We start from the raw sequence: 26,682 nt of genomic DNA, 5'->3' as shown, positions 1-26,682 counted from the left end.
ATATTATAATTTATAGTAAATGCTTCGTGTAATGGTAGATGTTATATTGTTCTTTCCCGGCAGCCGGTATTGCAGTTCTACCGGGTAGAACTGGTTGCCCTGCAGGTCGGGGAACAGTGATGTCATCAGTCTGCTGATGGCCGGTGTGGCCTGTCCTCCGCTGATATAATAACGGTTTGCTTTGTTGAGCAACTCATGATAGTCGTCGTTGGCTACAAAGGAAACGTAATACATAAAGCGGCAGCGGCCAGCCTTCGCGGGGGCGTAGCCATCGTTGATATGGCTATCTTCCAGTTTATAGGCGGCAATATCGTTGTTATACAATCTGACGGCTTCGAGTGGCGGTATGCCTCCCGTGACGTTCAGATCGCGGGTGATATTGATAGAGGGATGGAACGGATAATTGTTATACAGCAGCGGCATCAGCTGATTTTGCAGCCAGCCGTTGTTGGTACCGGCCCGCAGGGTTACCAACGGTTTGGTGGAGAAAGACCCGTCGCCTTCCAGCTCAAACTTATCGAAGGTTTCCACCGCATCGAAACGTTGTCCGATGACGCTGATGTAGTTAGTGGCCACGTCGAAGAGGTCACGCGGATCTGTAGTGGCATTCATCTTCTCGGCGAAGGTGCCGTAGCGGCTGGTGCGGAAGTTATAGCTGATCACTTCTTTGGTCACCGCTGAGCTGGCGTTGCCTTTCAGCATTTTTTGGGAGAAGGTGGTGGTATCCCCTTCTTCACTGATGGTCGTCGTTTTTTTGGTGACAACGTTAGCCGCCGCCGCTTCACCATCGAGAGATGCGCGGTTGATATTGAAACTATAGATCGTTTCCCGGGCCAGGTTGGCCGGGATATCAAAGCCTATTTCCGCGGTGTTCTCTGTGTAGGATACCGGCACGTCCGTTGACTGGCCCTGTGCCGTAGCCATTGCCGCTGTGACTTTCCATTTTTTACCGGAGCCGTCAACTTCAGCAAAGAGATAAGGCTGACCGCGTTTTAATTTAATATAGCCTTTACCGTATTCTCTCGGGAGCAGGTTATACTGACGTTTCACCGGATAGGCATAGGCCACGTTTTCCCATGGAATATAATCAGGGGCTTCACCGGTGGTGAAAGTAGCCGATTTTGTTTCATAGTCGATGTTATTGCCGTTTTTCAGCGCATCCCAGCTGCCGCCATTCTGCCGGTCGATATGTACTTTCGCAGAAGCGGTGAGCGTGCTTTTCGGCGGCAGGATATCACGCAGGGTGAGTGAAGCAGAAGAACCATCTGACGCCAGCTCCGTAGTGCCTTTGATCTCCGTCTGCTCTTTCATTAGCTTCAGTTCATCCAGCTGGATACGATAGGTAGCCACTTCATCAAATTCATTCATCATACTGAACGGTTTGCCCACGGCCATATTAAAGGCCACCTGCGGCGTGGCGAAGACGCTCACATCGTTGTTCTGATCACCCGGTTTGATATCGCTGATCACTACTACGTTCAGTTCTTTGGCCCCGATGAGTTCACATTGTGACCCCAGTTCTATTTTGATGTTGGCCGTACCGTTCACCAGCCCGCTCAGTACGGAGTATTTAACCCCTACCATGCCGCGGAACCAGCTAGGGTTGGGCAGTTTAGCCTGTAATAGCACGGCGGCCGATAGTTTAGCGATAGAGAAGCCTCTCTTTTTACCAAATATTTTTACGCGGATGCCCACATCGCCTTTCACAAACACATAAGCCTGACCGGAAGCGTACCAACCGTTAAAACCAATCACGCTGTTACTGCCTTTACATCTGGCTTCGCCGTAGTTGCGCAACAGGATGTCTGTTCCGGCGCCGAGGGCAAACTCGCCATACACGCCAAAGTCGAAAGAGAAACCAGCCCGGAAATGTGCGCCGAATCCGAAGCCACCGCCTTTGCTCATGGAGTTTTCCATGGCCATGAAGTTGGTGTTCACCTTATCAAATACCTCGCTCACTTCCTGCGGTACCGGCGGCATGTCTTCCACTTTGCTGCCCATCATGAAATAGGTTTTGATCTCTGCCAGTCCGAGGATATTGAGGCCGAACATCTGCGAAGGGCGGCCGATGTAGAACCACCATTCATTGGGCGCCATGTGGAAGGCCGCCTCGCCTACCAGGCCATTTTCGTTGATGCCCCGCAAGACACCGGCAATATTGATATAGGTTTTAAAGCTGGCATCGTAGGTGCTGTTCACGTTATCGTAACGCATTTTGAACTTCACCCATACCGGCGCAGATACATCTTCTTTCGCGTCTTCTTTGTTTTTGGCTTTCAGCGCCGGATGCACCACATACCCTGCTCCATCGAACTGGGCGTAGCGGAAACCGCCGTCGGTGCCGAATTGCACTTCCAGCGCCACATTGGCGTTGACCACCATTTCCTGTACGAAGGCCAGTGATACGCCACCGATGAAGCCGAGGCCGGCATCACGGGTAGGCACATACGGAAATATTTCAGAGACGTCTTTGAGGCCGCCCTTTTGGTCCACTGCGTTGCGGGACTCATAAGGATCAAAGTTGGAGGGCCGTTCCATATGGTAAGACATGCCGCCCATGAGGCCCGTGATCTGCAACATACCGATAGGGATGGTTACACCGATATAGGCGTCCACGTGCCAGTAGCGATAGTCGTCTTTGGAACCGAAGTAGGCGTTGGCCTTAGCTTTGGGAATAGGGCCGGGAATGGAGAAGTCCAACATACCGCGGAAGCCGTTGCCATACACCGGATGATCATCGAAGATAGTGAGGATACCGTGCATGGAAAACGCCATCACTTTAACGGTGAGGTCTATATCATTTACGGCTATCTTGTCCAGTTTCCAGCGGGTCCTGGTTTTTTGAATCACGGAACCATCGACAGTCACCGACTGGGTTTCTTCCTGCTGTGCCGCCGTTACCACAAAAGAGGTTTTACCGCTGAAGCCCTTGTCGCTGGAGTTCATGAAATTGAGCTTCACGGTGGCGCCTATACCGATTTTTCCTTCGGAGATGCCTATACTGATATTTTCAAATCCCAGCGGGAAGCCTCCCATTTTGGAATCGCCTGTATTGGAGATATCGAAGGTACCGCTGTGCACATAAGGTTTCTGGGTGGACAAGGTCAGCTCCTGGAAACTGATATTGTTGACATTGAGGAAACGCTGGTTCAGGGTCACTTTTCCGTTTAGCACCGCCATCGGCACAAAATCCTTTTCTGTTTTGGTGATCTGGATACGGCTGTTTTTATCGAGCGTAATTTCTCCGGCAAAGAACTTATACTTTTTCTCGGCGGTGGTCCTTACGGCGAAAGAATAATAGGTGTCGCTGCCGCGCATACTCACCGAGGCATCATAGCCCAATGGGGCATCTCCCAGAAAGTCTACCTGTAACAGACCGGCGAGCTCTCCGCCATTGAGTTTGTTTTTACTGAAGGAGAGACCGATTTTATCGACAGACAAAGGCCAGCCGCCTGCGCTGGCATCTCCCAGCGGGAGAATATTTTCAGCAGTAATAGCGCCGCTTACCCCCTGATCATCGAGGATAAAATTGGTGACCGCTACTTTGGGGCGTCCCTTTTGTGTGGCCAGCTGTTGTGGCAGTCCTACTTCCAGCTCCTGTAAATAAAAGCCTCTCCACAGCAGCGGGTTGCCCGGGTCCGTGAGCATGTCACCGGTTACCTTCAGTCCGGCAGGGTTGGCGATATCGCTCATGTCGACCGTCGCGTTTTTCACTTTAAAGCTGAAGTCTTTCAGCCCGTTGATGTGGAAAGCGGGAATGTCCACGCTGGCCATAATATTATTGAGATCGTGCACATTCACCTGCATGGCTGCACGCAGTTTGTCGGTATTCTTGTCTTCCGGTTGCAGCCAGCTTTTATCAAACTCAAAAATGCCGCTCAGGTTAGCAGCACGAAAACCGTTACAGTCCCATTCTACGTAGTTGGTACCGTCACCGGGGAATATCAGATCGAGGTGGTCATTGATAGAGATGTCTTTTTGTTTGAGCAGCACCATTTTGGTAGATCCTGAGGCAGCGATGCCTCCTGGTGTGAAAAGCACGTTTTTGGCGCCGAATATCAGTTCACTGTTGGTGCCGGGGAAGGTAAACCGGAAATAGGCGTTAAAATAAGCGCCGGAGGGCGTCATGCGGGCGCTGTCGATCGCGATCACATAAATTTTCCCGTTGATCTCCCTCACCAGGCCTACCGGCAGGCTACCCATTTCCTCCGCGCTGAGCGCATTTACATAACGGCCTTTCTCCTTGATTTTTTTGAAGACACCCTGTACATAGTCCACCACATCAGCTTTCTGAGCAGTGTCGGCCACGGGCGATATATAGGAGGAATCGGTAACAGCAGCATAACCGGGTTGGAGGCATAACAGTAACAGCGCCAGCAACCATAGCGACAGTGCAGGGACAGGGTTAGGGATGTTCTTGAACATTGGTCAACGGGATAGGCCCTTAAAAATGTTTATTTCACGGTATTATGTTCAAATATATATTATTTTTTATAATTAAACATTTTTTTAATTCGTTTATCAGAAGCAGGCTTGGGGCATATGTTAATACCGGTGTCGGCTAAACGATTACCAGACGATAGCTGTGGCGGGAAGATAGGTCCGGAAGAGGTTTTGGAATTATCCTTTCGTTAACGTACTTTTGACGCAAAGTAATTGTATAACCCATGAGTAGTATCCGGTACATCCAAGGAGACGCCACGCAGCCAGCTGGCGACGGTAACAACATCATTGTCCATATCTGTAATGACATCGGGCGTTGGGGGAAGGGATTTGTACTGGCGGTATCTGCCCGTTGGCCGGAGCCGGAAAAACAGTTCCGTGAGTGGTATGCTTCCGGAGAGGACTTCGCGCTCGGCAATGCGCAGTTGGTGGCGGTAGAGCCACGCCTATGGGTAGCAAATGTGATCGGTCAGCATAAAATCACCAACGCAAAAAATGGCCTCCCTCCTGTTCGTTATGAAGCCATCCGGGAGGGCCTGCGGCAGGTGGCGGTTTTTGCTGCTACGCACCAGGCGGCGGTCCACATGCCTCGCATCGGTTGCGGCCTGGCCGGCGGTACCTGGGATATAATAGCACCTATTATTCAACAGGAACTGGCAGATAAAGGCATTGAAGTAACCGTCTATGATTTCAACTAGGGGTTTCCGTTAGTTCCACTTTCCGGCCGTCAGGGTCCTGTACTACGGCCGCATAGCCCCATTCCGTTTTCACCGGCATCGTTAATACCGTCATCTGTAATTCCTGCAACCGGGCAATCAGTGCATCCAGTCGGGGCACCGCGAAGCCCAGGCGGGTGGTATTGTCCGGTACAGTCACACTGGCAGGCAGCGGGTAAATTTCCATCACAGGTGTACCATTCTTACTCGCGTAATGAAAGGGTCCTTTACCGTGACGATGGTATTCAAATTCGATCCCCAGCTGCGTGTAAAAAGCAGCGAGTTGATCGGGCTGGTTGGTTTTGACGACAAGGAGTTGTAAAACAGTCATAGCACTTTACTTATTTAAGCTACGGCACCTAGAAAATTTAGCTTTAATTGGGAATATCACTATTGAGAAAGGTGCTGTCCAACGCATGCCATCCCCGACGATCATTAACGTAGGTAACCGCAAAACGCGCGGTGTCTCCTAATATCGGTATATCTTCTTCGTCCCTCCATTTTATCAGGGTATAATACATCCGTAACGTATCGCTTTTCAACTCACGTATACTGGTAAGACTGCTGATCTCGCCCGCCTGTCTGCTCCAGGCAGCTTCCAAAATATGGTGAAGGCTGTCCTGCGCCGTTACATGCCGGAAAACGTATACGTTCGATGAAGAAAATCCGCTGCCGGTACCACATATTTTCAGGAAATAACAATCACCTGTTTTAGTGAAGCCATCGAAGCCATCCCAACAAGCCGGGTACATCCCATGAAAGTAACGTTCTTTTCTAAGGACGCTATCGTACGAATTAATTTCCAGCAGCCAATGACTATCTGCGCCCACTTCTTTCAAACAGGCGATGACATTCCCTGCCGGTAAGCGGTAGTATTTACCCAGGATATCGGTGTTATCGTAGTCCCGCCAGATTTCCGCGGAACTATCGGTCAGATGGTTAACAGCGAGGAATGGCAATACTTCTCTCTTCCGGAGATATCCGGAATCATATGGGAACAATGCAGAATTCGTACGGGAATGACCGTTACAAGCCATTAGCAGCAGCAGCCAGCAAAACAAGGCACAGCGCATATTTACACAGGTATCCCCTAAAGGTAGCAGTTATTATTTACCGTTAACAAGTTTTGTGATCAACGCCATAAAATTTTCTGCATACCTCCCGAACTCCCAGGCACCCTGGCCATGTGGGGCAGTATATATCGGGGCATCCCCGTCTTTAACAGCTGAAAGGTCCAGGCAATACGGATCGGCGCCGTCATCGCCTATCACCAACAGGTGCGGGGGCCAGTCAGCCAGGCTTTCTCCGGTAACGGCATTGTAGGCATAACCGCCCTGCCGCTCCGCCAGTTCACGGGCGCCGTACAGGGAAAGCCCTTCCACAAAATCCGGTCCGGCGAGCGTTACTTTCAGGGGGGAATAATATTGCAGAAAGGTAGTGTAGACCGCAGGCAGCGACCAACGTTCACGGATGTACGCTATATCCTTTTCATCGGCCATCACCAGCCAGTCTGACGGGTTGGCGTGATCTTTATTTTTACGGCGTTTTTTCTCCAGTAACTTGTCCAGTTTCGCCATCAGTTGCTCGAAATCATTGCCTGGATGCAGCAGCGACGGATGTACCTGCGGCGGCGCATATCCGGCCCCGTCGGGGTATCCCTGCTCCTGCCACGCTATCAGTTCAGCCAGCCGCAGCTGTTCCGGCTTCCAGTAGCCCGGGTCGGAAGGCAGTTCTCTGTCGAACGGCTGGCGGCTGTACATCGCCAGGCTTTTCACCGCTTTGGCACGTTGCGCTGTCGGCAGCTCTTCTTTTGCTGCCAAGGCTACGAGGGAGGGATATGCTTCATGACCGGCTGTTTTCAGCAGGCCGTCTGTTGCCCAATAAGTAAGGGAGGGTTCGGTCAGGGCCCATTCAAAGAAAGGGCGCCATGTATTTTCACCGGGGGCTGTCAGCCGGATGATGTCTGTCATCAGGAATGCGCGCCAGTGCAGCAACCGGCCTTCCCGGGTATAACGGATGAGTGTTTCGATCACTGCCGGCCGGTCTTTACCGGCGTAGCTGCGAATGAGCTTATCTTTCAGGGTAGCGAATTTGTTGCCATCCGTTTCTGCAAACAAGGTGTCGGTCAGGTTAACCAAAGTATTTCTCATGTGCCGCAAGGTACGACATATATCAAATGCCGGCGCGGCGCATCGCCTGTTCTATGTCTGCTCTCAGGTCGGCCACGTCTTCTATGCCGGCAGACAGCCGCAGCAGATTATCGGCGATGCCCAGTTCCTGCCGGGCAGCAGCCGACAACGCGCGATGCGAGGTAGTAGAAGGCTGGCAAATAAGACTCTCTACGCCGCCCAGGCTCAGCGCCGGCCTGATCAGCTCCAGGTGATCCAGGAAAGCGTCCAGCTTATCGGGGGTAGTATTCAGCTCAAACGACAACATCCCGCCGAAGGCGGTCATCTGATCACAGGCCAGCAGATAATCACGATGGGTAGGCAGTCCGGGGTAAAACACCTGCCCTACTTCCGGGCAAACAGACAGGTATTCGGCCAGCGAGAGCGCATTGGCATTGTGTTGCTGCACCCGCAGCGACAGCGTTTTCAGGCTCCTCTCTGCCAGGTAACACTCCTGTGGCGCCAGTGAGCCGCCGTACATTTTGGCGGTATCCATGATGCGGTCACGATGTTCTGCATGGGCAGATACCAGCACGCCGAAAGGCAGGTCGTTGTGGCCGCCCAGGTATTTGGTACCGCTGTGCACCACGATATCAATCCCCAGCAGCAAAGGCTGCTGATTGAGCGGTGTGGCAAAAGTATTGTCCACAATAGTCACAATACCCTTGCTGGCAGCCATCGAGGCGATGGCTTTCAACGGTACAATGCTCAGCAACGGATTAGCGGGCGTTTCGAGGTAGATCACTTTCGTATGTTTACTCAGGTTCGCCTCAAATTCAGCGAGCGTATTACCGGCATAACTGCAACGGATACCCCGTTTGGGCAGTTCCTGTTCCGCCAGCTTCCAGGTGCCACCGTACAGGTCGCGCGAAAACAACACATGGTCGCCCTGTTGCGCGAAAGACAGGATAGCGGTGCTGATAGCCGCCATACCGGAGCTGTAAGCCATGCCCCAGTTGCCTTTTTCCAGATTGGCGACAATCTGCCCCAGCCGTTGCTGATTATAAGTGGAAGAAAAACCCGGATACCGAAGGGTATCCGTATCCGCATAGGCGTAGGCCACGGCGGGCATTACAGCGGCGGTAACCGCTCCATCGAGGGTACCGGACGGCTCCAGTGGGTGCACACATAACGTACTGGTGCTTTTCATGACTGCTGCTTTTGGTTCTTCCTAAAATTACCCAAAAGCGTAAAGGAAAACAAGCTACAGTATCTACTGCTTGACAGCGTTAGCTTTTGCCTTCAAGCCAGTTCTTGAATTCCGCCACCCTCTCACGGCTAATAATAACATCAGTATCAACATAAGGCGCTAATTGAAGAATTAATCTGCTATTGTAATAGGTCGTTATTTTTTTGATGGCATCAATATGAATAATAAACTGCCGGTTAATCCGGAAAAACACGTTGCGGTCCAGCATCTTCTCTATCTGGTCCAGTGAATAGTCCAGCGGAAAACGTTGGTTCGTGGCCGTAGTGGCCACTGTCATTCCTTTGGAGAAATGCAGGTAAGCGATGTCCTGCGCTTTCACATATACCAGCTGATTGTTGATCTTACCGATAAAGCGGGTACTGTTACGTTTCATGAACTCTTCGGCAAGCTTGTCTATGCTGATGGCGGTAGCGGCGGAAGGCCGGAAATGTTCATACTTCTGCAACGCCCGTTTCAGCTCCTCTGTATCTATCGGCTTCATCAGATAGTCGATGCTGTTCACCTTAAAAGCCTGTAAGGCAAAACCATCGTAGGCGGTAGTGAAGATAATAGGCGTTGTCACTTTCACCTGACTGAACATCTCAAAGCAATTGCCGTCCGACAGCTGGATGTCCATCATCATCAGGTCTGCGGCGATACCCTGCTCCAGCCATTTGATACCTTCTGCAACGGATTCTATCACGGCTACTACTTCTATTCGCGGATCGTATTGGCGTAACAGTTGTATCAGGCGTTCGGCATTATGCATCTCATCTTCAAATATGACTATCTTCATGTGGCAGTTATAATCGGAATTTTTACAATAAACATATCGTTCACCTGTAACACTTCAATTCCCTGTTCGCTGATCAGCGCGTAACGTTTCTGTATGTTCTCCAGCCCTATCCCGGATGAAATCTCTGTGCTGGCTTTGCGGCGGATATGATTAGATACGACCAGGCATCCGTCTTCATGTTTTACGGTGATCACCAGCGGATCGGCGGAAGAAAAGCGGTTATGTTTGATCGCATTTTCGATCAGCAGCTGCAGCGATACCGGCGGTATCATCCCTTTGCTACGTATTTTCTCTTCTATATCGATCCCGAACTGTATGCTCTGCTGATGCCGTATCCGCATCAGAAAGAGATACGACTCCAGAAAGTCCAGTTCCGTTTGTATAGTGACCAGGTTCTCAAACTTTTTGTCCAGAATATAACGATAGGTCTTGGCCAGCTGCGTGATATAGTCGGCCGACAGGTCCGGGCTTTTATATACCAGATTGGTCAGCACACTGAGCGAATTGAAGAAGAAATGCGGGTCTATCTGGTTACGCAGCGCATCATAGCGCGCCTGGATGTTTTCGCGTTTCAGTCGCTCCGCCTGCACCTGGTATTCCTTCCAGGCGGTGTAATAATAGATAATTCCGTTAAACGTCAGTATCAGCAGGTAGAACATGAAGATACCGAAGTTGAGATCATAACTCAGTCGCTTAAAACTCTGCCAGGCCTCATAACGGTGAAACAGGACGATGTCGGTGATGGCATAGAGGAACCCGAAACCAACGGCTGCCAGCATACCATACAATATCAGCGCGCAGCACAGGATGGTCAGCCTCCGGGAAGCGCTGCCGCCTCCTATCCGCTTTTCCAGGATACGGGCCAGCCATACCGCCCCTTCCCAGACGATCAGCCCGAAAATCACATATACCACACTGAAAGTCCATCCTCTCACATCCATTACCCGCAAATCGTTCACAAAGGTGTGATCGAAAGATTTGAAGATGATGCTGAAAGTGAATAATACCAGTATCCTGGACAGATACAGGAACAGTTTGCTGGAGAATAAAGGTTCGTTTTCCTGGAAGTTCATAGTATACCTTACTCCTAAAAATAGTTATTTTCCCGGAACCAGTTAAATGCGCCGCTGACCGCATCTTCAATCGGCGTATACCTCACCTGTAGCTCCCGTTCTGATTTTTTCCCTGAATAATAGTTGTCGATGCACAACAGATACGCCGAGGTATAATTCAGCTTGCTGTGAAACCGGGTGAACCGCTGCAACAGCGAGCCCGCCATACCGCCTATTTTGAGCACCACCTTAGGAATACGTACCATCAGTTTCTTTTCGCCCGCCACCCTGTTGACCAGTGCAAAAAACTCCCGGTAACTGAGATTGTGGCCGGCCAACAGGTAACAGTCGCCCGTTTTACCATAGATGATCGCATTGATGATTCCCCTGCACACATCCTGTATGTGCACGAAATTTTTTCCCCCGGGGGGATAAAAAAGCACTTTCTTACCCAGACCGTACAACAACAATTTGCCGGAGCTGGGCTTTACATCGCAGGGACCGAGCATAAACGTGGGATTGACCACCACCGCCGGCAGGCGCGATGCCGCCACCTGTTCCAGCACATATTGCTGCGCGAGGTATTTGGTATTGATATACCCCGAATTGGCGTTGAACAGGGTGAAGCCGTTCAGCTCACTGCCCGGATGTATTCTGCTGCCAGGCCCGATGGTATTGGCGGTGCTCACATAAATGAACCGTTCCGCCTTGTGCCGGATGCAGGCTTCCACGATGTAACGCGTACTGGTGTAATTGATCCGCTCGTATTCCTCAAAGGGAATGTCCCACTGATCGGTGATACAGGCCGCATGCACCACGATGCTGCAACCGGCTACCGCCGCCATCACATCATCCGGGTTATCGATATGCCCGTAATGCACTTCGCAGGGAATATCGGCAATACCTTTCAGATCGGCCGTAGGCCTGATCATCGCCTTGATGTCGTATCCCTGCCGGAACAGTTCCCGGGTAAGGTTGGAGCCAAGGAAACCATTGGCGCCTGTCACTAGTACTGTCTTCATGTATTTGCTCAGATGGTAAATTGTATTTCCTTTTTCACTTCCCTTGACACCAGTTTCAGCTTGAAGGACAAAGGCAGCAACTGCATCAGGGTATGATTGATCCGGTTCATCAGTCCGGGGATGATCACCCGGCATTTGCTGAACGTCCCTTTCAGCGCGATGGCTGCTATCTCCGAAGTATTCAGCAGTCCCATTTTACCTTTAAAGCCCTGCCCGATGATACGGCGGGAAGTATGTGAATTGGTCATGATGGGCCCGGGGTATACCACGCTGACAAACAACCCGGTGCCGGACAGCTCTTCCCGCAATCCCAGAAAGAAGGAAGAGATGAAAGCCTTCGAGGCCGGGTATACCGTTTTGTAGGCGATAGGCGTGAATGCCGCCATGCTCGCGATATTCATGATATAACTCTCTTTATGTTGCAGCAGGTGCGGTATCAACATCCGGGTAACGATCACCGTACTACGGATGTTGAGCTGAATAATACTGTCGATCCGTTCCAGTGAAGTGTCTGTAATGGCCGATGTGCCGCCGATCCCGGCATTGTTGATCAGGAAATCCACCTGGTACTGTGACATCACTTCCCCCAGGGTCTGTTGCAATAAAGCGGTATTGGTCATGTCGAACTCAAAAAAACGCACGTCCACTTCATATTCCAGTTCCAGGCTTTCGGCCAGGGAGAACATATTCCCTCCCGGCAATGCCATGAGGATCAGGTTTCTGCCCATAGCGGCACACTGCCGGGCAAACTCCTTCCCCAATCCTGAACTGGCTCCTGTTATCATGGTGTACTTAGTAGGTTTCATCATATGATTGTTGGCTTTAAGTCATCAAAACAGCCCCCATTATCTTTTGCTTCTGTTACCGGACACAAAAATGCAGTAGCGGAGCGCTACTGCAAACGAATTTCCTTTGAGTTGAGGAAAAAAGACCCTGAGCCGTCAGGCCAGCTTCTCAGCCGGCGTGAGCCGCTGACCGATGCCGCCGTCTACCAGCAGCTCTTCGCCGGTGGTGAAGGTGGCGTCGAAAGCGAGGAAGAGCACGGCTTTGGCCACTTCTTCCGGGGAGCCGTGGCGGCCCATCGGGGTGAGGATATCCCCCACTTTCCGGAAGGCGGCCCTTTCTTCTTCGGTGGCGTCGGTCACCCCCATGGTCGGCGTATCGATGAAGCCGGGGCTGACAGCATTCACCCGGATACCGTTAGGCAGCAGTTCCGCGGCAAAGTTTTTGGCGAAAGCGCGCACGGCGGCTTTGGTACCGGCATACACGCTCATACCGGCATATCCCGATTCGTCGGCCACAGAGGTGGTGAAAACAATCGCGCCGCCGAGGTTGATCAGTGGCACCAGCTGCTGTACGGTGAAAAAGCTGCCGCGGGCGTTGATGGCAAACGCCTGATCATAAGCCTCCGGCGTCACGGAGTCCAACATCGTCAGGGAGGAAATACCCACATTGATATACAGCAGGTCGATATCACCGAGCTTCTGCGCGGCGATGGCGTGCAGCTCTTTGATATCCGCGATACTGGCGGCATCAGAGACAACAGCGTGGGCCCTGTCGCCCAGCGTCTGGCGGGCAGCTTCCACATTAGCCGGATTACGGCCTGTCAGCAATACGGTGGCCCCTTCTTCCAGCAACATTTTCACGGTGGCCAGTCCGATACCATGTGTTCCTCCGGTCACCACTGCCTTCTTTCCTTCGTATTTTCCTTGTTTCATCTTACTTTGTTTTTTTGTTAAATTGATTTGCTTTGAATGTGCTTGTCGTTCGTTTTTTTGACAACACAAAGTGACGCCGATTAAGTGGAAGAGTCAAGAATGGCAATTATCTTCGGATACGGATAATTTTTTCCGTATTCCCCGTTTGTGGAAATAGGGATAAATTTGTCAGTGTATAAAAACGGATGACGATGTACGAAAAGAAGATTCCTAAAAACTTTAGCTGTGGCATGGCCGTGCTGATGGAAATCATCGGCGGCAAATGGAAATCCTATCTGATCTATCTGATCAACAACGATGTCAGGAGACCTGCTGACCTGCAACGGGCCATCCCTTCTGCCAGCCGCCGGGTGCTGGACCTCCAGCTGCGGGAACTGGAGTTTCACGGCATTATCAAAAGAGTGATTTATCCGGAGATGCCTCCGAAAGTAGAATATTTCCTGACGCCCTTTGGTGAATCGATGTTACCCGTGGTAGCAGCGATGGAAGCATGGGGCGGAGAATACATGGAGACTTTCCGTCAACTGATGGAGAGCAAAAAGAAAAGTATGCTGACAGACGGTGAAAGCGTGGAGATAAAAGACAAACCCGTTATCCAGCGACGCCGCACGCTGGCAAAGGCTGTTTAGGCGGTTATCGTTCTTCTTTGGCAGCGGTCATGCCCACAGGCAGGTAAACGGTGAAACGCGTGCCTTTGTCGACATGACTTTCTACCGCGATTGTTCCGTTGTTCTGTTGGGCGAACTCTTTACAGAGAATGAGTCCGAGGCCTGTCCCCCGCTCTCCGCTGGTACCGTAGCCGGGGCTCTGGTTGTAGGAGAACAGCTGTAATACCTGCGTGGCTGGCATACCGGTGCCATGATCTGTGATACTGATGCCCACCTGTGCACCCACGACCTGTGCTTTCAGCTCTATGACACCGCCGGCATAACTGAATTTGAGCGCATTGCTCAGGAAATTGCGCAGTATCACCGACACCTGGTCTTTATCTGCATACAGCATCAGATCGTCCGGGATGCTGGTGTCCACCCTAATTCCTTTCTGCTGGATGGTCATCTCAAAAAAATACAATACCTCGGTGGCCAGCGGCCCGAGGTAAAAATTTACAGGCTGTGCCTGGATACCTTTCATGCTGCGGGAGCTCCAGCGCAACACGTTGTCCAGCGAGCCTCCCAGCTGCGATATCTTTTTATGCAGGATAGCCGCGGCCTCTTCCATCTCATCTTCCGGATACTCTCCCTTCCGGAACATGTCCAGCAGGATTTCCAGCGTTGCCAGCGGACTGCGGATATCATGCGCCACAATGGAGAATAATTTTTCCTTGTCTTTGTTCATAGTGGCCAGCGCCTCCCGTTGTTTCTCTATCTCCTGCTGGTAATCTGATTGAATATGTTTAAAAAAACTCAGGGCAACCACGATAAAAACAAGGGACGTAGCTATATTGGCCCATACGCGGGTACGCGGCACCGGATCGGCCATGTACCAGTGTTGCGGCATCAGCACTATCAGCAGGAAAGCACTGATGATCAGCAGGCCCAGACCGGCATTCAGCCATTTGTTATCGTACACCAGCAGACAACAGATGAGGATATTGAGCAGAAAATATTCCGCCCCGTTGTGAAAGAAAAGCCCGGTAAACGTATATATCACCACACTGCAAAGAATCGCCACCAGCCGGGCGCTGAGGTAACGCTGCTTCCAGTGCAGCCATAATACGAACACATTGATGCTACTGGTCAGCAGATTGAAGAGGGCCAACAGATAGCGGCCCTGACTACAATTCAGGACAGCAAAAAACAGCATAAAAGGGATGCAGGGAATGGCGAGCAGGTTCAATAATTTGGTACGCCTGGACTCAATGAAGGGCATCAGCGGACTTACGCCAACATTGACGATGTAATTCCACGTTCGCAGTGTAAGTTGGTATAGATAGCCAGAAGGACCCTTATGCATAGGACTGCAAATATACCGCGAAAATCGGGTTGTCAAGCAGCCCCGGGGCTAATGCCCCGGACTATGGACTGAAATGTGGTGATAACGCCTGAAAGGAAGCCTTTCCGTCAGCCTGCCCCTAGCCTTCCTTTCCTGCCGGCCACAGCGTGATGTCCAACAGCACCGCCGCCGTCAGTAACAAAATTAAGAGCAGGATCCTGAAGGCCAGCACCACGCCACGAACCTCGTTTTCCCGGTATTGACGGTAGGTTTCCACTACCTTTCCGCCATATTTCACGATCAGCGCAGCTTCAATAACGAGAAAAACCAATATTACCGTCCATTCAGAATAAGGATGCATATACGTTGAATTATTTGTTTTGGTGTGATTAATGCCCCCCGCGGAACGGGGAAATTGTTTCCATTCCCGAGCGTCCCACGGCTGAAGCCCTGGGCTACGTTGTGTTTCAGGCTGTTTAGTATGCAGGCTGCGAACGAACCTGACAATTTTATTTGCCAATAATAACGGGCCTGAATCACATCTTAGCCGCTATAGATAATAAAGGACCCCAAAATTTGGCGTATGCCACCGAATGAACCCGAATAACATCGTAGCCCAGGGCTTCAGCCGTGGGACAACCGGGGATATCCGAAAATATCCAGAGATTTATAATGATTGTCGTTTCAGTTCCTCCACGGCGTGGTTGGCCGCCCTGGCGGTAAGTGCCATATAGGTGAGGCTCGGGTTCTGGCAGGCGGAAGAGGTCATACAGGCCCCATCGGTCACGAATACGTTTTTCACGGCATGTACCTGATTCCATTCGTTGAGCATAGATGTTTTAGGGTCTCTGCCCATCCGGGCGGTCCCCATTTCATGGATGGCCATGCCGGGGTACGATTCACGGTCGAACGACTTCACATTTTTCAGTCCGGCAGCTTCCAGCATGGCGGCGGCTTCGCCGGCCATGTCCTTACGCATCTTCATTTCGTTGTCTTTGAATTCGCAGTTGATCTTCAGCACCGGCTGGCCCCAGGCGTCTTTCACGGTGTGATCGAGGCTGACCATATTCTCTTTGTAGGGCAGGCATTCCCCGAAGCCCATCAGTCCCATTTGCCAGGGGCCGGGTTCGGAGAGATAATCTTTAAAGGCGTTGCCTACGCCCAGTTCGGCGATACCCCTCGCCCATCCTGAGCGGCTGCTGTAGCCGGTGTACCCGAAACCACGCAGGTAATCTCTTTTATCTTTTCCCACATTGGCAAAGCGCGGGATATAAAAGCCGGCAGGACGCTGACCATGGTAATATTTATCTGCAAAGTCTTCCGACATCCCGCTGGCGCCGGCATGGAAGTGATGGTCCATGAGATAATGCCCCAATACGTCGTTATCATTTCCCAGTCCCTGCGGGAAACGGCCAGACGTGGAATTGAGCAGCACAAAGGTGCTGGCCAGTGCCGAAGCGTTGAGGAAGATGATCCGGGCGTGGTACTCGGTCATCTCTTTGGTATGTTTATCGATGACACGCACGCCGGTGGCTTTGCCTTTGTTTTCGTCGTAGATGATACTGTTGACAAGCGAATCTGTCAGCAAGGTGAGGTTGCCTGTTTTCACCGCGGCTGGCAAGGTGGATGCCTGTGTGCTGAAATAGGCACCGAATGGACACCCGCGGGAGCAGCGGTCGCGGTACTGACACTTATTGCGGTCACCGATGGCCTGTGTGAGATTGGCCGTGCGGAAGATAGTCATGCGCCTTTCCGGAAAAGCCGTTTCCAGCTTACCTTTCACCTGTTTTTCAAAACAGTTCATCTCCATCGGTGGCTGAAACACGCCGTCCGGCAGATGTGGCAGCCCTTCCGCCTGGCCGCTGATACCGGCAAACGCTTCCACATGGGAATACCAGGGCGCCAGGTCTTTATATCGTATCGGCCAGTCGATGCCGATGCCTTCTTTGATGTTGGCTTCAAAATCCAGATCGCTGAGGCGCAGGGAACCGCGGCCCCACATGATGGAACGGCCGCCTACGATATCAGCGCGCTGCCAGTCGAACCGTTTTTCTTCGGTGTACGGACTGTCGCCGTCTTTCATCCAGTAACTGTGGTTGAATTCCGTATATACTTTTTCCCGGATAAGGTAGGAATGCTCTTTTTTCAGGTCATTCGTCAGCACGCCACGATGGGGCACTTCCCACGGTGCGGCGGTAGCAGTCTCATAATCTTTTACATGTTCCAGCTGACGGCCCCTTTCTATCATCAGCACCTTCAGGCCTTTTTCACACAGCTCTTTGGCTGCCCAGCCACCGGTGATACCGGAGCCTACTACTATCGCATCGTACGTATTGGCCGCTTCGGCCTTCAGATTCAGATTAATCATTCCACGGAATTTACTGGCAGGCCGAAAAATAATAAAATATTCATACAAACCTAACAGAAATGGGACGACCGGAAAAGCGGCAGGACGGATCATCTGTCTTTTTTCAGCGTTACCAACACACCGTATTTTTTGCCTGTAGCAGGATACCGTTTAGCTAAAGCCGCTTTATCGATAACAGTGACACTCTCGAAACTTCTCATATTAACTGCCGCCAGTGCTATTTCAGGCTTCTCCGGCAAAGCCTTGCCATCCAGAACATACAAAACGTCGTCATCTTCCCCTGGTGATGGCACCACTTTACGATAAGCGGCATTCTGGCTGAAGATCAGCCAATACCGGTTACGCACAAAGCGCTTTGTCTCGATAAAAATAGTGCTGGTACTCAGCTGGCCATCCCCATGCACATTGTTAATTTTTAATGTCGTCATCGACGCGATATTGTTGGGATTCAATTCCGCCAGGTCCGACGGTATTATCTGTACGCTGTCTAAAAAGTAAGTCGGTGGCGGGCCTTCAGAAACGACAGGTCTGCGTGGTGCCGGCTGATCGGGCGTCTGAGCATAGACCTGCATACTGCAGGTTGTCAGTAGCCAGAGAAAGAACAATGGTTTTATCATACAAACGGGGATTAGCGGTTTTGCTGTATCATTTGTCATCTTTCAACTGCACTACCACGCCGGGTTTATTGCCTTTTATGCCGTATTGCTTTTCCAGCGCCTTTTTATCCAGGATCGTGATACCTGCGAAAGTATGGGTATTTACGCTGGAAAGCATGCCCTCCGGCTGTGCGGACAACGGGTTTCCCTTCAGGATATATATCACTCCGCTGTCAGCATCCGGCGACGGCACCAGTTTACGGTAAGCAGCATTTTCACTGAAAATTTTCCAATAACGGTTACGCACAAACTTTTTTGTTTCTATGAAAACGATGCCATTGCTGCGGACCACGAACTTCCCGGTGGAATGTTTTAACACGGTAAAACAGGCTATCTCGTCGGGAGTAATCCTGACCATGCTTTTGTCAGTAACAAAAACGCTGTCTATATAATAATCCGGTTCTTCTGTCAGTCCCGGGATGGCTACAGAGGTATGTGAAGTATCTTTCTGGGCAAAAACAGTACTACAGGCTAGCAACATATAAACAAGCAACGGTATTCTCATAGCAGGCATGGGACAATCGATTTCGCCAAAGATAATTAAAAGAACCGCAACAATCAGACGACTGTGCGGCTTTTTCACGTTAAACCAATTACTACTATGGATAAGGCCGAAACCCCGGGACCTCTCGAAAGCATAATGGGGCGCAACAAACAATGGGGATTACTGATTAAGACGACATTAATAGTTCGCATGGCGGAAGGAGAGCAGCCGGAAGGCTAACGAAGCCCCTGTCACACAACGTGTTAAATGATAGCCAGACAGAAGCTGCCCCTCTTCGCACACAAAATTATCGTGATTACCAACCGATGAATAGTACAAATGCGACATCTTTTTTACTGGGTCATCATCCGGTGAAGGCGGATAGTGTTCACCAACGCCTGTTCATCGAGAAAGGAGGGGGTTATGCCTGCAAACTCTTTGAAATCCCGGATAAAGTGCATCTGATCGTAGTAGCCGCTCATATGGGCAATGCGCGTCCAGGTAGCTTCAGGATGCAGCTCTTTCAGGTGATAGGCTTTACAGAAACGGATTAACCGCGCGTATCGTTTGGGAGACATCCCCGTGCGCTCCACCACTTTACGCTCAAACTGCCGTACGCTCACACAGGCATCGGCAGCCAGTTTTTCGATGGTGGCATTACCGGCATTCGCCACCAGGCCGTTCATGACCAGATCTACCGGCAGCAGGGGCTTGAGGCGTGACAACTTTTTGAGCAGGTACGTCTGTACAATGCGTATCATCAGGTCCCAGTCGTGCGTGTTCTCCTGCAACTGTTCGTTGACTTCCTTTATTTCGCTGCCCAGCAACATACTGGTATCAAAATCCTGTTCATGCATTTCCGTCATCGGGATATTAAGCAGCCGAAACAGTCCTCCCGGTTTGAAAGCCACTCCCAGTGCCAGGTGGTGCTGCCCCAGGTCCAGCGTCACGGCGCGTTCCAGCGGTCCTACCGTCAGGGAAACAGACTTGGTCTGAAAATCGTTGCTGTAGACCCGCAACACCTTAATCGGGTCTTTGATGTAGAACATGATATACCGCTGATAGGTAGGTACAAAACGATACATATTGGAGAGTCCCGGCGATTGGGCAAAATCGGCTTCATAGATGGTGATATTGCTGACAACATCCTGCAGCAGGGGGTGTGGCGTATAGGCTTTCATGCGTGGTTTCATCTTCCTCGTTTTATAGGTTAATACAAACGACCGGCACTCCAACCCATGCCTGGCGTCAAACAAATGTAAACATTCACTCCCATAAATGACGGGCCGTTCAGAAAACACCAGCCGCGGGTAAAATTCGCCCTGAAAATACCGGAAAATTTGAAGACCTTGGCCCTTATATCAATTGTTAGCTTATGTCTTCGAGAAGAAATTTCCTGCTGCAGACCTCACTGGGACTGGCGGCCACGAGCCTCTCCCCCTTGCTGTCGGCAGCAGCACGCCCCGCTGGTCCACAACAGACGAAAGACCGTTTGGCCGTTGGCGTAGCTGGTTATACCTTTTACAAATTCAAAGTGGACCAGGCCATTGCCATGATGCAACGGGCCAATATCCACTATATCTCCCTGAAAGACGTCCACCTGCCGCTGCAAAGCAGCCCGGAACAGATCGCAGCCGTGCTCGCCCAGTTCCGCGACGCCGGCATCAACGTATATGCCGTAGGGGTGATCTATATGAAAACGAAGCAGTCCGTAGATGAAGCCTTTGCCTACGCCAAAAAAGCAGGAGTACCGATGATCGTTGGCGTACCTACGCCCGATCTCCTCGACTATACCGAACAACAGGTAAAACAATACAACATACGCCTCGCCATCCATAACCACGGTCCGGAAGATGCGCTATACCCCGGCCCCCGCAATGCATGGGAACATATCAAAAACCGCGACGCCCGCATAGGCCTCTGCATCGACATCGGCCATGCCACCCGCGCCGGCGAAGATCCGGCCAAAGCAGTGCTGGCATACAAAGACAGGGTATTTGATCTGCACCTGAAAGATGTGACGGCGGCCTCCAAAGACGGCAAACCAACAGAAATAGGCCGCGGTGTCATCAACTTCAGCAGCTTCGTCAGCGCACTGGATAAAATACGCTATAAAGGCATCTGTAGTATCGAATATGAAAAAGAGATGAACGATCCCCTGCCCGGTATTGCGGAATCTGCGGGTTATTTCAAAGGGGTGGTGAATACCGTGAAATCGTAATGGCCGTGCGCGGATATACGCACGATCCCGGGAACCCAGGGCTCACGCCCTGGGCTACATTGTGTTTCAGGCTGTTTCGTATGCACGTTACGAATGAACCTTAAAACGTAATAGCCGGCAGGTTGGTTTTCAAGCTATTTCGTGAGATAAAGGAATCAAACCCGAACATTTTGTATCCAGCCATCGAACGAACCTGAAACACAACGTCGCCCCGGGGATGTTTATTCCGCCAGCGCCGGTATCGACAACAATGGCACCGGGGAATTGTATGCTAATTCTTTGGAAATGCTTTTGTGGAAAATAGAAGAGATAAACGAGTGTTTTTTGGGAACAGTCACAATCATGGAGGCATGCTGTTCTTTGGCAAACTCCAGCACGCTGTCCGCCACATGCGTGCCGGTGACATAATGAAAGGCCGGGGTGTATTTTTCGAGGACATCATGCAACCGCGTGATCTGCGCTCTGGTATCATCTGAATATTTGTCGGTAGCTGCCGGTTCTACATTGACGACATGTACTTCCGGATGAAGCAGGTCAAGGAAACGGTACAGTTGTTCCAGCGATGCGTGGGAAATATTTTGCAGATCCGTGGAGAAAACAACACTGCTGATGCCCTTCCCTACCGGGGCTTCCTGCGGCACCACTAATACCGGATATTCACTGATCTTCAGCACCTGGGAAGTGTTGCTGCCCATAAAAAACTGTTGCAGCCCCGTCTTCCCCGCAACGCCCATGACGACAAGGCCCACGTCGCTTTCTTTACAAAGTTTATTGAGCTGATCGGGAAGAAATGCATCTTCCGCGAGCAGTTCATATTTCGGATCGGCATCTGTCATCATCCGTAGCTGGTCCTGTAGCGAGGCCAGCTTTTCCATATTTTCCAGATGTAGCATATTCTCCACGTGCGGCGTAGGTACCGGCAGTTCTGTGCCCTGCACCATGGTGCGGTACGCATGATACAGGATCAGCCGTTCCAAGCCCAGCAAGGGCGCCAGACTGGTAGCATATTCTGCCGCCCGGAAGGCGGCATCAGAAAAGTCGGTTAATATCAGTATCGATTTCATGCCATCTTCATTTAGATGTGTGGTGAAAGAAGGGATTGAACCTATAGTCCAGGGCCTTAACCCCGGGAAACCCAATCCCTGTGCGCTGATCAACGTTTTTCATCAAGCCGGAAAGACACTTTACAGATGGCTCCGTAAGTGGATATTTTGCCATCTTTCACATGTACTTTAAAATCCTTTACAAATACAGAATCTACATTATGGATGGTTTTACCCACTTCATTCACAGCATTCTGTACAGCATCTTCAAAACCTTTTTCGGAGGAGGCGATCACCTCAATTACTTTAACGATAGCCATAAGAAAAGTTTTAAATGGTGAAACAATACGGCGTTTTTATTGGAATCAAACAACCTACCGGTTTGTTCAATACCGGAACTGTAGCGGATTACAGAGTCATGACAGGCAAAGCGGACAGGCAACATTTCCCCCGGAATGGGAACCGGATTGTGCAATGAACGCTACAGTGAAAGGCTGTGCCGGCAAAGGTTTTCATTGAAAATCAGTCGCTTTCCTTTTGCTCACCATCCGGCACGGTTCTGTTAATGCTATTGGTAAGATGTTTCTGAAAAGGGGTGGTTTGGTAAAACAACACCTGAGATTATACCCTTAAAACCTGAACTGGATAATACCAGCGTAGGAAAGCAGGAAACACCAGGGAGGCACTGGTAAACCCGGCGCCTCTCTTTTTATGCTTACCCACTAGATAAGTTGTCATTTTGACAGCGCCAACCGATATTATCCCTCCCTTAATCCTGCTATTTTTTCATCTCCGTATAGTATTAAGTGTTATATTAGCTGGCAAACACTACGGCAGGCTTTTTGATATAATCCCAGCTCAGTCATGCGTATCATGGAAAGAGAAATGTCCCGTTTGTAAACAATACTATATTCACACTATGCTATCATAAATAGGCTTAACCCTGATTTGTGCAGTATCCGTGAGGATTATACACCATAACCAACAGATGAACAGCTATCAGCACTACTCCTTTGACCTCTGGTTAACCTTGATCAGATCTAATCCTTCCTTTAAACGGGAACGGACAAAATTCTTTTTTGATCATTTTAATCAACGGCAAAAATCACTCGAAGAAGTGGAACGTATCTTCCGCAGGATAGACCTGTTGACCAATGCCATCAACGAAAAAACAGGTGGCAATCTGGATACGGACACCCTCCATCTGATGGTGATCAGCGAGATCAATGACCATCAGTATGACTTTGAGACGATCGACCTGGCGGCGCTGTACGACGAAATGGAAGCACTGGTATTCAAATACCGGCCCATCGTGTATTGCTCTGCCACCGTGGAAGTGCTGCGTACGCTGCATCAGCGGCAGGACTGTACCCTCAGCCTGTTGAGCAACACCGCTTTCATCAAAGGACGTACCCTGAGAAAAGTATTGCAGGAACTGGAACTGGGCCAATACCTGCACTTCCAGTTGTATTCAGATGAAACCGGTGTATCCAAACCCAACCCACACATGTTCCGGCTGATGCTGGACTCCATTGCGACTACCAGAAACGGGGAGGCCGTCCTGCCCCGGCATATTATACATATAGGCGATAACGTAAAGGCAGATATCCAGGGCGCCACCAAGGCCGGCATTCATTCGTTACTGGTCAATTCCAACAATCAATGTATTTCAAGCCTGCTTAACTGATGACGACGACATACTCCCTGCATAAAATCACTGACACCAGCCAGTTCGGATTTTGTCCGGATGATTACAGCCGTTTCAAATTCGGTGATGATCTGGTGGCGGAAAAGTTTGGTAGCACCCTGGCCGACGGGTTTATTGAACAGCATCTGCAAGGCCACGCCGTACCGCAACTGGTGGTGGTGTCCAGCCCCTATGCTTTCATTCCCACCGCTACGTTCTCTATGAAGAACCATTTCGTGTTCCGGCTCAACCGCTGGCTGGCAGCCAACGGGCAGCCGATCGTACAGGAAACGAAAGTACACCGTACCATCACCTACAAGGAAGACTACGGAGAACTGGACGCCGAACAGCGGCTGAAACTGATTGGCAACGATTCGTTTCATATCGATCGGGAATTTCTCGCCGGCAAAACCATCGTGTTTCTGGATGATATCCGCATCACCGGCGGGCATGAACGGATGATCCTCAAAATGGTGGAGGCCTATGGCCTCACCAATGAGATGTACCTGCTGTATTACGCGGAATTACAGAACAGCAGCATTCATCCCAATATTGAGAACCACCTGAACTATCATTTTGTTAAATCGATCTTCCACCTGGAGAAAATCATTCAGGACGAACGATTTGCCATCAATACCCGCATCGTAAAATATATTCTGAACTACGATTTCGATTCATTTTGTATTTTCCTGCAAAATCAGTCAGACCAGTTCATCAATATTTTGTATGATATGGCCATCGGCAACGGTTATCACACCATTGAGGCCTATCAGCAAAATCTTCAGTATATTAACCACTATATTTTTCATAGAAAACATAAAAGCATACAACATGGCAATTAATTTGCAAAAAGGACAACGGCAGGCGATTAATGCTCCCAAATTCACTATTGGCCTGGGATGGGATGTGAACTCCTCTTCTACCGGCACCAGCTTCGACCTCGATGCTTCCATCTTTGTGATGGGTGAAAACAAAAAAATCCTGTCCGACCAGCACTTTGTGTTTTACAACAACCTCGTTTCCCCTGATGGCAGCGTGGAGCATACCGGCGACAACCTCACCGGAGAAGGCGGCGGCGACGACGAGCAGATTAAAATCGACCTCTCCAAAGCAGATTCAAAAGTGACTGAAATATGTGTGGTAGTGACCATCCATGATGCGGAAGCCAGAAGGCAGAACTTCGGCCAGGTGAGAAATTCCTATGTACGTATATTCGATCCCGCTACCAACGAAGTGATCCTGAAATACGAACTGGAAGAAGATTTCTCTATCGAAACAGCCGTAGAATTCGGCCGTATCTACAAACGTGGCGACGAATGGAAATTTGAAGCCGTAGGCGTAGGCATGAAAGGCGGTCTGCAGGACTATCTGAACAAATACAACTAATCTATTCCATACCATTTCCATTAAACAACCCGACAAATGGCAATTAATCTCCAAAAAGGCCAACGTATCAGCCTCGAGAAAAGCAACGGTACTAAACTGCAAAATATCTGTGTAGGCATCAACTGGGGCGCGATCGAAAAGAAAGGGCTCTTTGGCATGTCCAAATCCAAAGAAGCGGTAGACCTGGACGGCAGCTGCGCGCTGTTCAACGAACAAAAACAATTGCAGGAAGTAGTGTATTTCGGTAACCTCCGCTCCCAGGACGGCTCCATCCGTCACAGCGGCGATGACCTGACCGGTGATATGAACGGCAATGATGGTCTGGACAACGAAGTGATCACCGTCGACCTCTCCCGCCTGAACCCGGGCGTGAACTACGTGGCTTTTGTGCTCAACAGCTTCCGTGGCCACGATTTCGGCACTATTCCATTTGCTTCCATCCGCATATATGAAGGCACCCCTTCCCGCGTCAATGAAGTATTTGCCACCTACGACATCGCCAGCGGTCCCGGTTTTGCCGGCCACGTATCCATGGTAATGGGCGTATTCTATAAGAAAAACGGCGAGTGGAAATTCAACGCCATCGGTGAACCCACCCGCGACCGTAAGCTGCAGGAAACTGTGGACACTGTGTCCAGGCAATACCTGTAGTCCTTACCTTTGTAAAGCTATCACTCATTAATCACGATACCTTATGGAATCTAATCCGAATGTTACTGATCAGGCGCTTCCCGTGGTAAGACTGGACAAAGACGGCAATGCCGACCTCGCCCGCATTACCCCCGAAGAAACGCAGAAATATAATGAGCTCAATAAGTCGCTGGTCACCACCGACGTGAACTCTATCCTGAACTACGGCGCTGACGTACAAAGCTCCATGGAGCGCTACAGCAACGAGTTCCTGACCTCTGTGCGTACCTACAACTCCGGAGAAGTAGGTGGCCTGATCAATGAACTGCTCAGCGAGCTGAACTACATCGACGTGGATGAACTCAATCCGGGCGGCCTGAAGGGATTTCTCTCCAAAGTGCCGTTCCTGAAAAAACTCGTCCTCGACGCGCAGAAACTCTTCCAGAAATATGATACCGTAGTGGCCAACATCGACAAGATCACCAACAAGATCAAAGCGGGCCGTATCAATTCCCTGAAAGACAACAGCTCCCTGCAAACCATGTTCGACAGCAATGTCAATTACATTAAACAGATGGAAGACCTGATCATTTCCGGTCAACTGAAGTATAATGAACTGACCCAGAAACTGGCCGAAATGGAAGCCAATGCCGGCAACTACAACGACTATGAAATTGCGGACCTCCGTGACTTCGTAAGCCGTCTGGATAAAAGGCTCGCAGACATGAAGATCGTACGTTTCATCATGCTGCAATCACTGGCACAGATCCGACTGGTACAGAACAACAATACCTCTATCGCTGAAAAAGCACAGTCCATCATCTCCACCACCATCCCTGTCTGGAAAAACCAGCTCACCATCGCGGTAGCGCTGCAACGCCAGAAAGCCAACGTGGAAATGCAACGCAAAGTTTCCGATACCACCAATACCATCCTGCAGAAAAATGCAGACCTGCTCAAACAGAACAGTATCGAGGTGGCACGGGAAAACGAAAAGACCGTGGTGTCTGTCGAAACACTGAAACGCACCACCCAGTCGCTGATCGAAACGTTGCATGAAGTGAAGAGAATCCATGATCAGGGCGCCGAAAGCCGTAAAGTGCTCAACGGTGAACTGCAAAACCTGGAAACAGAGCTGAAGAAAAATGTAACTAACGTTCGCTAACCGTGT

General features: G+C 50.4%; 26 protein-coding genes and 1 riboswitch. Of the genes, 8 read left to right on the top strand and 18 right to left on the bottom strand.

Annotated elements, in window-relative coordinates:
* Nucleotides 1-3: 3 nt before the first annotated feature.
* A complete protein-coding gene (locus tag ICL55_RS02355) occupies nucleotides 4-4,425 on the bottom strand; it encodes a hypothetical protein (RefSeq protein WP_188094433.1) in 4,422 nt (1,473 codons plus the stop codon).
* Between the two features lie 242 nt (nucleotides 4,426-4,667).
* On the opposite strand from ICL55_RS02355, the gene ICL55_RS02350 reads away from it, so the two are divergent.
* A complete protein-coding gene (locus ICL55_RS02350) occupies nucleotides 4,668-5,141 on the top strand; it encodes a macro domain-containing protein (RefSeq protein WP_188094432.1) in 474 nt (157 codons plus the stop codon).
* Here ICL55_RS02350 and ICL55_RS02345 read toward each other — a convergent pair.
* From ICL55_RS02345 to ICL55_RS02305, 9 genes are all read right to left on the bottom strand, one after another.
* Complete coding sequence (locus ICL55_RS02345) at nucleotides 5,134-5,490, bottom strand: VOC family protein (protein WP_188094431.1); 357 nt, start codon at nucleotides 5,488-5,490, stop codon at nucleotides 5,134-5,136. The two genes, ICL55_RS02350 and ICL55_RS02345, sit on opposite strands and share 8 nt — an antisense overlap.
* A gap of 43 nt (nucleotides 5,491-5,533) precedes the next feature.
* Complete coding sequence (locus ICL55_RS02340; RefSeq protein WP_188094430.1) at nucleotides 5,534-6,232, bottom strand: hypothetical protein; 699 nt, start codon at nucleotides 6,230-6,232, stop codon at nucleotides 5,534-5,536.
* 33 nt (nucleotides 6,233-6,265) lie between these two features.
* Complete coding sequence (locus ICL55_RS02335; protein ID WP_188094429.1) at nucleotides 6,266-7,309, bottom strand: SMI1/KNR4 family protein; 1,044 nt, start codon at nucleotides 7,307-7,309, stop codon at nucleotides 6,266-6,268.
* 22 nt (nucleotides 7,310-7,331) lie between these two features.
* Nucleotides 7,332-8,477 carry a trans-sulfuration enzyme family protein gene (locus tag ICL55_RS02330; RefSeq protein ID WP_188094428.1) on the bottom strand — a complete coding sequence of 382 codons (1,146 nt, stop codon included), beginning with the start codon at nucleotides 8,475-8,477 and terminating at the stop codon, nucleotides 7,332-7,334.
* 79 nt (nucleotides 8,478-8,556) lie between these two features.
* On the bottom strand, nucleotides 8,557-9,312 hold the full coding sequence (locus tag ICL55_RS02325; RefSeq protein WP_188094427.1) for a LytR/AlgR family response regulator transcription factor: 756 nt from the start codon (nucleotides 9,310-9,312) through the stop codon (nucleotides 8,557-8,559).
* Nucleotides 9,309-10,385, bottom strand: coding sequence for a sensor histidine kinase (locus tag ICL55_RS02320; protein WP_188094426.1), 1,077 nt, complete (start codon nucleotides 10,383-10,385; stop codon nucleotides 9,309-9,311). Before ICL55_RS02320 ends, ICL55_RS02325 begins: the two co-directional genes overlap by 4 nt.
* Before the next feature lie 14 nt (nucleotides 10,386-10,399).
* Nucleotides 10,400-11,386: an NAD-dependent epimerase/dehydratase family protein gene (locus ICL55_RS02315; RefSeq protein WP_188094425.1), complete on the bottom strand. Its 987-nt coding sequence runs from the start codon at nucleotides 11,384-11,386 to the stop codon at nucleotides 10,400-10,402.
* 8 nt (nucleotides 11,387-11,394) lie between these two features.
* The gene (locus tag ICL55_RS02310) at nucleotides 11,395-12,195 is read right to left on the bottom strand and encodes an SDR family NAD(P)-dependent oxidoreductase (protein WP_246496141.1); all 801 of its coding nucleotides are present in this window, start codon (nucleotides 12,193-12,195) and stop codon (nucleotides 11,395-11,397) included.
* A 132-nt stretch (nucleotides 12,196-12,327) separates the two neighbouring features.
* On the bottom strand, nucleotides 12,328-13,104 hold the full coding sequence (locus ICL55_RS02305) for an SDR family oxidoreductase (protein WP_188094424.1): 777 nt from the start codon (nucleotides 13,102-13,104) through the stop codon (nucleotides 12,328-12,330).
* Nucleotides 13,105-13,295: 191 nt separating this feature from the next.
* Here ICL55_RS02305 and ICL55_RS02300 point away from each other — a divergent pair, with 191 nt between their 5' ends.
* Nucleotides 13,296-13,733, top strand: a complete 438-nt coding sequence (locus ICL55_RS02300) for a winged helix-turn-helix transcriptional regulator (protein WP_188094423.1) — start codon at nucleotides 13,296-13,298, stop codon at nucleotides 13,731-13,733.
* A 4-nt stretch (nucleotides 13,734-13,737) separates the two neighbouring features.
* Here the strand turns inward: ICL55_RS02300 and ICL55_RS02295 are convergent, their stop codons facing one another.
* The 6 genes from ICL55_RS02295 to ICL55_RS02270 form a co-directional block, all read right to left on the bottom strand.
* Nucleotides 13,738-15,057 (bottom strand): sensor histidine kinase, encoded by a 1,320-nt coding sequence (locus ICL55_RS02295; RefSeq protein ID WP_188094422.1) that lies wholly within the window; start codon nucleotides 15,055-15,057, stop codon nucleotides 13,738-13,740.
* A gap of 118 nt (nucleotides 15,058-15,175) precedes the next feature.
* On the bottom strand, nucleotides 15,176-15,397 hold the full coding sequence (locus ICL55_RS02290) for a hypothetical protein (protein ID WP_188094421.1): 222 nt from the start codon (nucleotides 15,395-15,397) through the stop codon (nucleotides 15,176-15,178).
* A gap of 306 nt (nucleotides 15,398-15,703) precedes the next feature.
* Nucleotides 15,704-17,404 carry a GMC oxidoreductase gene (locus ICL55_RS02285; protein WP_188094420.1) on the bottom strand — a complete coding sequence of 567 codons (1,701 nt, stop codon included), beginning with the start codon at nucleotides 17,402-17,404 and terminating at the stop codon, nucleotides 15,704-15,706.
* Nucleotides 17,405-17,493: 89 nt separating this feature from the next.
* Nucleotides 17,494-18,021: a hypothetical protein gene (locus ICL55_RS02280; protein WP_188094419.1), complete on the bottom strand. Its 528-nt coding sequence runs from the start codon at nucleotides 18,019-18,021 to the stop codon at nucleotides 17,494-17,496.
* A 28-nt stretch (nucleotides 18,022-18,049) separates the two neighbouring features.
* The gene (locus ICL55_RS02275; protein ID WP_188094418.1) at nucleotides 18,050-18,574 is read right to left on the bottom strand and encodes a hypothetical protein; all 525 of its coding nucleotides are present in this window, start codon (nucleotides 18,572-18,574) and stop codon (nucleotides 18,050-18,052) included.
* 323 nt (nucleotides 18,575-18,897) lie between these two features.
* A complete protein-coding gene (locus ICL55_RS02270) occupies nucleotides 18,898-19,737 on the bottom strand; it encodes a helix-turn-helix domain-containing protein (RefSeq protein WP_188094417.1) in 840 nt (279 codons plus the stop codon).
* Between the two features lie 182 nt (nucleotides 19,738-19,919).
* Between ICL55_RS02270 and ICL55_RS02265 the strand changes: the two genes are divergently transcribed.
* Nucleotides 19,920-20,765: a sugar phosphate isomerase/epimerase family protein gene (locus tag ICL55_RS02265; RefSeq protein WP_188094416.1), complete on the top strand. Its 846-nt coding sequence runs from the start codon at nucleotides 19,920-19,922 to the stop codon at nucleotides 20,763-20,765.
* A gap of 221 nt (nucleotides 20,766-20,986) precedes the next feature.
* On the opposite strand, the gene ICL55_RS02260 is transcribed toward ICL55_RS02265, so the two are convergent.
* Both ICL55_RS02260 and ICL55_RS02255 read right to left on the bottom strand, forming a co-directional pair.
* Entirely contained in the window at nucleotides 20,987-21,829 is an 843-nt protein-coding gene (locus tag ICL55_RS02260) for a universal stress protein (protein WP_188094415.1), read from the bottom strand.
* An 89-nt stretch (nucleotides 21,830-21,918) separates the two neighbouring features.
* Nucleotides 21,919-22,128, bottom strand: coding sequence for a dodecin family protein (locus ICL55_RS02255; RefSeq protein ID WP_188094414.1), 210 nt, complete (start codon nucleotides 22,126-22,128; stop codon nucleotides 21,919-21,921).
* Between the two features lie 260 nt (nucleotides 22,129-22,388).
* Nucleotides 22,389-22,488, top strand: a riboswitch (TPP riboswitch).
* A gap of 308 nt (nucleotides 22,489-22,796) precedes the next feature.
* On the opposite strand from ICL55_RS02255, the gene ICL55_RS02250 reads away from it, so the two are divergent.
* The 5 genes from ICL55_RS02250 to ICL55_RS02230 are packed head-to-tail and all read left to right on the top strand — an operon-like array spanning nucleotide 22,797 to nucleotide 26,676.
* On the top strand, nucleotides 22,797-23,495 hold the full coding sequence (locus ICL55_RS02250; RefSeq protein ID WP_188094413.1) for an HAD family hydrolase: 699 nt from the start codon (nucleotides 22,797-22,799) through the stop codon (nucleotides 23,493-23,495).
* Nucleotides 23,495-24,337 (top strand): phosphoribosyltransferase family protein, encoded by an 843-nt coding sequence (locus ICL55_RS02245; protein ID WP_223151269.1) that lies wholly within the window; start codon nucleotides 23,495-23,497, stop codon nucleotides 24,335-24,337. The genes ICL55_RS02250 and ICL55_RS02245 overlap by 1 nt, the downstream gene beginning before the upstream one ends.
* The gene (locus ICL55_RS02240; protein WP_188094412.1) at nucleotides 24,327-24,881 is read left to right on the top strand and encodes a TerD family protein; all 555 of its coding nucleotides are present in this window, start codon (nucleotides 24,327-24,329) and stop codon (nucleotides 24,879-24,881) included. The genes ICL55_RS02245 and ICL55_RS02240 overlap by 11 nt, the downstream gene beginning before the upstream one ends.
* A gap of 36 nt (nucleotides 24,882-24,917) precedes the next feature.
* Entirely contained in the window at nucleotides 24,918-25,532 is a 615-nt protein-coding gene (locus tag ICL55_RS02235; protein WP_188094411.1) for a TerD family protein, read from the top strand.
* A gap of 43 nt (nucleotides 25,533-25,575) precedes the next feature.
* Entirely contained in the window at nucleotides 25,576-26,676 is a 1,101-nt protein-coding gene (locus ICL55_RS02230) for a toxic anion resistance protein (protein ID WP_188094410.1), read from the top strand.
* Nucleotides 26,677-26,682: the final 6 nt, after the last annotated feature.

The organism is Chitinophaga varians (genome assembly GCF_014529945.1).
In the GTDB taxonomy this organism is placed as follows: domain Bacteria; phylum Bacteroidota; class Bacteroidia; order Chitinophagales; family Chitinophagaceae; genus Chitinophaga; species Chitinophaga varians.
This window is presented reverse-complemented; position numbering and strand designations above follow the sequence as displayed.